This is a genomic window from Streptomyces sp. DvalAA-14, assembly GCF_900091855.1.
GTDB lineage: Bacteria > Actinomycetota > Actinomycetes > Streptomycetales > Streptomycetaceae > Actinacidiphila.
The window spans coordinates 1-4954 of record NZ_FMCH01000277.1 but is presented as its reverse complement, the minus strand read 5'-3'; the positions used below and the strand labels follow the sequence as shown (position 1 = coordinate 4954).

6 protein-coding genes are annotated in these 4954 nt (G+C 74.0%); 4 read left to right on the top strand and 2 right to left on the bottom strand.

Annotated features, from left to right (window positions below; translation table 11 throughout):
- The 4 genes from GA0115240_RS14330 to GA0115240_RS14315 form a co-directional block, all read left to right on the top strand.
- A partial coding sequence (locus GA0115240_RS14330; protein WP_107407145.1) for a GNAT family N-acetyltransferase occupies positions 1–922 on the top strand: 922 nt, incomplete at its 5' end.
- A gap of 134 nt (positions 923–1056) precedes the next feature.
- Positions 1057–1494, top strand: a complete 438-nt coding sequence (locus GA0115240_RS14325; protein ID WP_093737058.1) for a MarR family winged helix-turn-helix transcriptional regulator — start codon at positions 1057–1059, stop codon at positions 1492–1494.
- 300 nt (positions 1495–1794) lie between these two features.
- A complete protein-coding gene (locus tag GA0115240_RS14320; protein ID WP_093737061.1) occupies positions 1795–2373 on the top strand; it encodes an isochorismatase family protein in 579 nt (192 codons plus the stop codon).
- Positions 2370–2942: a YbhB/YbcL family Raf kinase inhibitor-like protein gene (locus tag GA0115240_RS14315; protein WP_093737057.1), complete on the top strand. Its 573-nt coding sequence runs from the start codon at positions 2370–2372 to the stop codon at positions 2940–2942. Before GA0115240_RS14320 ends, GA0115240_RS14315 begins: the two co-directional genes overlap by 4 nt.
- Positions 2943–3011: 69 nt before the next feature.
- On the opposite strand, the gene rho is transcribed toward GA0115240_RS14315, so the two are convergent.
- Both rho and GA0115240_RS14305 read right to left on the bottom strand, forming a co-directional pair.
- Positions 3012–4157 carry a transcription termination factor Rho gene (gene rho, locus GA0115240_RS14310; protein ID WP_093737056.1) on the bottom strand — a complete coding sequence of 382 codons (1146 nt, stop codon included), beginning with the start codon at positions 4155–4157 and terminating at the stop codon, positions 3012–3014.
- Between the two features lie 289 nt (positions 4158–4446).
- Positions 4447–4954 (bottom strand): TerD family protein (locus tag GA0115240_RS14305; RefSeq protein ID WP_141708836.1); only part of this gene is annotated, 508 nt, incomplete at its 5' end.

Sequence of the window (4954 nt, the reverse complement as noted above, 5' to 3'; positions counted from 1 at the left end):
CCCAGCGTCCTGGCTGGCCGACGGCCCGGTGCGCGGCGAGGAGCTGCTCGGCAAGCTGCACACCGCCCCCGGCCTGGAGGCCTGCCGCGCCCTGGACGGCGACGGCGGCCTGATCGGGCACCTCGCCGCGATCCCCGTCGACCTCACCCCCGACGATCCGGCCGCACTGCGCAGCCACCCCCGCTCCGCGCTGGTCCCGCACGGCGGGCACGCCCTGCCTGCCGGCCGGGAGAGCGAGGTGCTGCGCGCGCTGTACGTCCGGGTCGCCGCGCGGCTGGTCGCCGACCGGCGCCTGGTCCACTACGCCTGGGTGCCGGCCGGCGAGACCGCCACCGCGCCCTGGTCCGATCTCGGCTTCGGCCGCGAGCTGGTGCACGGGCTGATGGGCGTCCGCCCGCGGGGCCGGCAGCCCCGCGGCGTCGAGGGCCTCGGCATCCGGCGGGCCGGCCCCGGCGACCTGCCGCAGATCGGCCGGATGGCCGCCGAGTCCTCCCGCCGGCAGCGCGAGTCCGGCGTCTTCCAGCCCCAGCCGGAGGGCGCGCTGGCCGCGCTGCGGCTGCGGTACGCCGACGCGCTCGGCGATCCGCGCTGCGGCGCCTGGATCGCCTCCCGGCGCGGTGAGGAGATCGGCATGGTGCTGCTGCACCCGGCGATCCCCGACCCGGTGATCCCCGAGTCCTGCGTCGAGCTCGCCGAGGCCTATGTGACACCGGCCGCCCGGGGCGAGGGCATCAGCCGGGTGCTGCTGGCCACCGCGCTCGCCTGGGCGTACGACAACGGCCACCGCTACATGTCGGCCCGCTGGCCGTCCGCCTCCCTGTCGGCGGCCGGCCACTGGCCCGCCTTCGGCTTCCGCCCGGTGGCGTACCGGCTCAGCCGGACGCTGGACGCGCGGATCGGCGGCGTGCCGGGGACGTACTAGCCGGCGCCGCCGGGCTGCCCCCGGAGCTGGTTGACCGGCGGCGGACGGTGATCCGCCCGGCGGTGTCGCACGGCGGGCGGGGCCGGCGGCGCACGGCTATGTACTAAGGCAGCTTGATAAGCTAGCTTTAGTATATGAGTGACGAGCTGGACACCGACGCGATCGCCGCCGCCCTGTTCGGATCCGTCAGCCTGCTGGTGCGGCGGATCCGCCAGGTCCCCACCGAGGGCGGGCTCACCGTGCCCGAGCGGGAGGCGCTGTCCCAGCTGGAACGCGGCGGGCCCGCCACCTCCTCGGAGCTGGCCCGGCAGGGGCAGATCACCGCGCAGGCGATGGGGACCACCGTCGGCGCACTGCAGGCCCGCGGCCTGGTCGAACGGAATCCGGACCCCGAGGACGGCAGGCGGCTGATCCTGACGGTGACCGACGCCGGCCGGCAGCAGTTGCGGGACAAGCGCAACGCCCGGACCGAGTTGCTCTCCCGGGTCATGGCCGGCGCCTTCACCCCCGCGGAACTCGCCCAGTTCGCCGCCGCCGCACCGCTGCTGGAGCGGCTGGCCCAGAACATCTGACGTGCGGGGAAGACCGAGGAAGTGACCACAGATGACTGTTCCCGCGGTGACCCACGCCCCGGAGCGCCCGGCCTGACCGGACGGGAGTTCTTCCCGAACCTGATATCCGGACCCTTCCACTCCGGCCTGGTCGTCGTGTTCGCCTTCGGCGCCGTGCTGGCCGTCCTGGCCGCGATCGCCGCCACCCTGCGCGGTGCCTATTCCGCCCCCGCGGCCGAGGGCCCGGCCGAGCACCCCGACCGTCCCTTCCGGCAAGCCGCCGAACACCCGCAGGCGGCCGACACTCAGAGAAAGAACACCATGGCACTGACAACGCTCGACCCGACCTCGGCACTCGTCGTGATCGATCTGCAAAAGGGCATCGTCCCGGCCCGGGAGGACGCTCCCGCCACTCCGGTCGTGCGGCACGCGGCACGGCTGGCGACCGCCTTCCGCCGCCGCGGCCTGCCGGTGGTCCTGGTCAACGTCACCGGCGGGGCGCCGGGCCGGACCGACACCGCCCGGCCCGGCGCGGGCACCGCGGGCCCCGCGGCGTTTCCGCCCGGGTGGTCCGACCTCGTCGACGAGCTCGACGTACAGCCGACCGATCACCTGATCACCAAGCGGCGGCGCAGCGCCTTCCACGACACCGGGCTCGACACGCTCCTGCGCGACCTGGGCGTCACCCAGGTCGTACTGGCCGGCATCTCGACCAGCAGCGGCGTCGAGTCCACCGCACGCGCGGCCTACGACTACGGCTACCACGTCGTCCTCGCGACCGACGCCATGAGCGACCCCGACGCCGACGCGCACCGCAACAGCATCGACCGCATCTTCCCCAAGACCGGCGAGACCGCCACCACGGCCGAGATCACCGACATGGTCGAGGGCACCCGATGAATCTGCTGGGCAAGCTGCTGCGCAACCGCCGGGCGGGCGAGGCCCACGCGGCATGGAATCTGCCGCAGTTGCAGGGCCGCGAACTGCTGAGTGTGACGAGCCGCCGGTTCGCCGACGGCGGCGCGATACCGCTCGAGCACGCGGCCCGGCACATCCGCGGCGGGAATCTGTCCCCCGACCTCGCCTGGAGCCCGCCGCCGGCCGGCACCGCGCAGTTGCTGCTGGTCGTCGAGGACACCGACGTGCCGATCGCCCGGCCCGCCGTCCACTGCCTGGCCCTCATCGATCCGGCCGTGACGCACCTCGACTCCGGCGCGCTCGCCGCTCGGCGACCGGCGGCCGGGGTGCGGGTGCTGCGCTCGACCATCGGCCGCGGTTACCAGGGCCCGGCACCCATCAAGGGCCACGGACCGCACCACTACACCTTCCAGCTGTTCGCGCTGTCCGGCGCCGCGGGCACCGCTCCGGGCGGCCCCGCCGCCGACCGGGCACGGCCCCGCGCCCTGCTCTCCTCGCTCACCGCTCCCGTCCTGGCCCGAGGCCGGCTGACCGGTACCTTCGAACGCTGACGGTCGTTGACGGTCGCGGACCGGTCGGCCGGCACCGGACGAGCGACCGGCGCCGGGCCGCGGCGCGATTCAGGCCGGGAGCGTGCCCTGGATCTGCCGCAGGAAGGCCGCGTTGTCCGGGGTCTGCCGGATCCGCTCCAGCAGGACTTCGAGGCCGGACTGGGCGTCCCGCCCGTGCAGCACCCGCCGCAGGCCGCGGACCACCGACAACTCGGCGGCGGGAAGGAGGAGTTCCTCACGCCGCGTACCGGAGGTCAGTACATCCACCGCCGGGAAGACCCGCTGCTCGGCGAGCGCCCGGTCCAGGTGCAGCTCCATATTGCCGGTGCCCTTGAGCTCTTCGTAGTAGAAGTTGTCGGCCCGCGAGCCGGTGTCCACCAGCGCGGTCGCCAAGATGGTGAGCGAGCCGCCCTCCTCGGCCAGCCGGGCCGCGCCGAACAGCCGCTTCGGGCCGAGCAGCGCCGCCGCGTCCACCCCGCCGGACAGGGTGCGGCCGCTGCCGGACGCCGCCGTGTTGTGCGCCCGGCACAGCCGGGTCAGCGAGTCGAGCAGGATCACCACGTCCTGCCCCAGCTCCACCAGCCGCTTGGCCCGCTCGACGACCAGTTCGGCGACCGCGATGTGCTGCTTGGCCGGCTGGTCGAAGGTCGAGGCGATCACCTCGCCGCGCACGCTGCGCCGCATGTCGGTGACCTCTTCGGGGCGCTCGTCGAGCAGCAGCACCATCAGATGGCATTCGGGGTGGTTGGCGGCGATCGCGGCGGCCACGCTCTGCAGCAGCATGGTCTTGCCGGTCTTCGGCGGCGCCACGATCAGGCCGCGCTGACCCTTGCCGACCGGGGTCATCAGGTCCATGATCCGGCCGGCCGCCGCGCCGGAGCCCTTGAGCAGCCCGCTCTCCAGCCGCAGCGGCTGCCGCGGGTGCAGCGGGGTCAGCTCCGCGAAGTGCCGCCGACGGCCGCCGGGCGGCAGCCCGTTGACGAGTCGCACTTCGGCGAGGGTGCCGGGCCGGCCCGCCACCCCTTCCACCAGGTCCCCCTTGCGCAGACCCGCCGAGCGGATCTGGGCCGCGGGGACCTGGACGTCGTCGGGCGTCGCCAGCCACCCGGAATGACGCAGCCGGCCGGCACCGCCGCCGCTGACATCGAGCACGCCCACCACCCGCATGGGCGCCGACTCCCGCTGTACCTGCGGGCGTTCGAGAATTTCGGTCATGAATCGTCGTCCTTTCGAGGACGGAGGTCGAGCCGGCCGGCCAAGGGCGGGCGGGTCGAGGAAGAAGAGGGAAGAACAGGCAGAAAGCACACACAGGGGAATGCGGTGCGAGCGGATCCGTCACGCTCCACGTACCGCGGGAAACCACCGGAGAGCCGGTGCGGATGACGAGAGGAGTTGAGCGGGGAGATCACAGGGATGCTCCGGAAAAACCAGGGACCGGCGCCTCAGAAGGGCGCGGACTGTGAGTCCCTGCTCGCAGTGTAGCACGCGGGCGTCCGGCCCCGGCTCACTCCACTTCGATGCCGTGCTCCTGCACCAGGTCCAGCAGACCCTCCGGGCCCGGGTAGCCCTTGCCGCCGGGCACGAAGTCCCAGTTCCCGCCCGGTCGCCGCCGGAACGAGCCGAGCACGAGCGCGGTCTCGCCGGGCCGCCCGTCGGACACCTCCAGCCGGTCGGCCTCGGTGCCCGCCGGGTCGGTCAGCCGGATGCGGGCGTCGGTGAAGCCGGACAGGTCGGCGTCCGGATCGGCCTGCGGGTCGATCGCGGCGACCAGCACCACCCGGTCCGCCCGGGCCGGCAGCCGGTCGAAGCTGACCCAGATCGCCGCCTTGTCCTCGCCCAGCGCGGGCATCATCCGCACCGTCCCGTCCGGGGTGCGCGGGTTGTTGTAGAAGACGAAGTGGTCGTCGTCCAGCGCCCGGCCGCCCGCGCAGACCAGCGCGCACACGTCGAGCCGCACCCGGCCGGCCCACCACATGCCCAGCACGCTCGCGTCGTGCGGCTCCGCGTCGTCC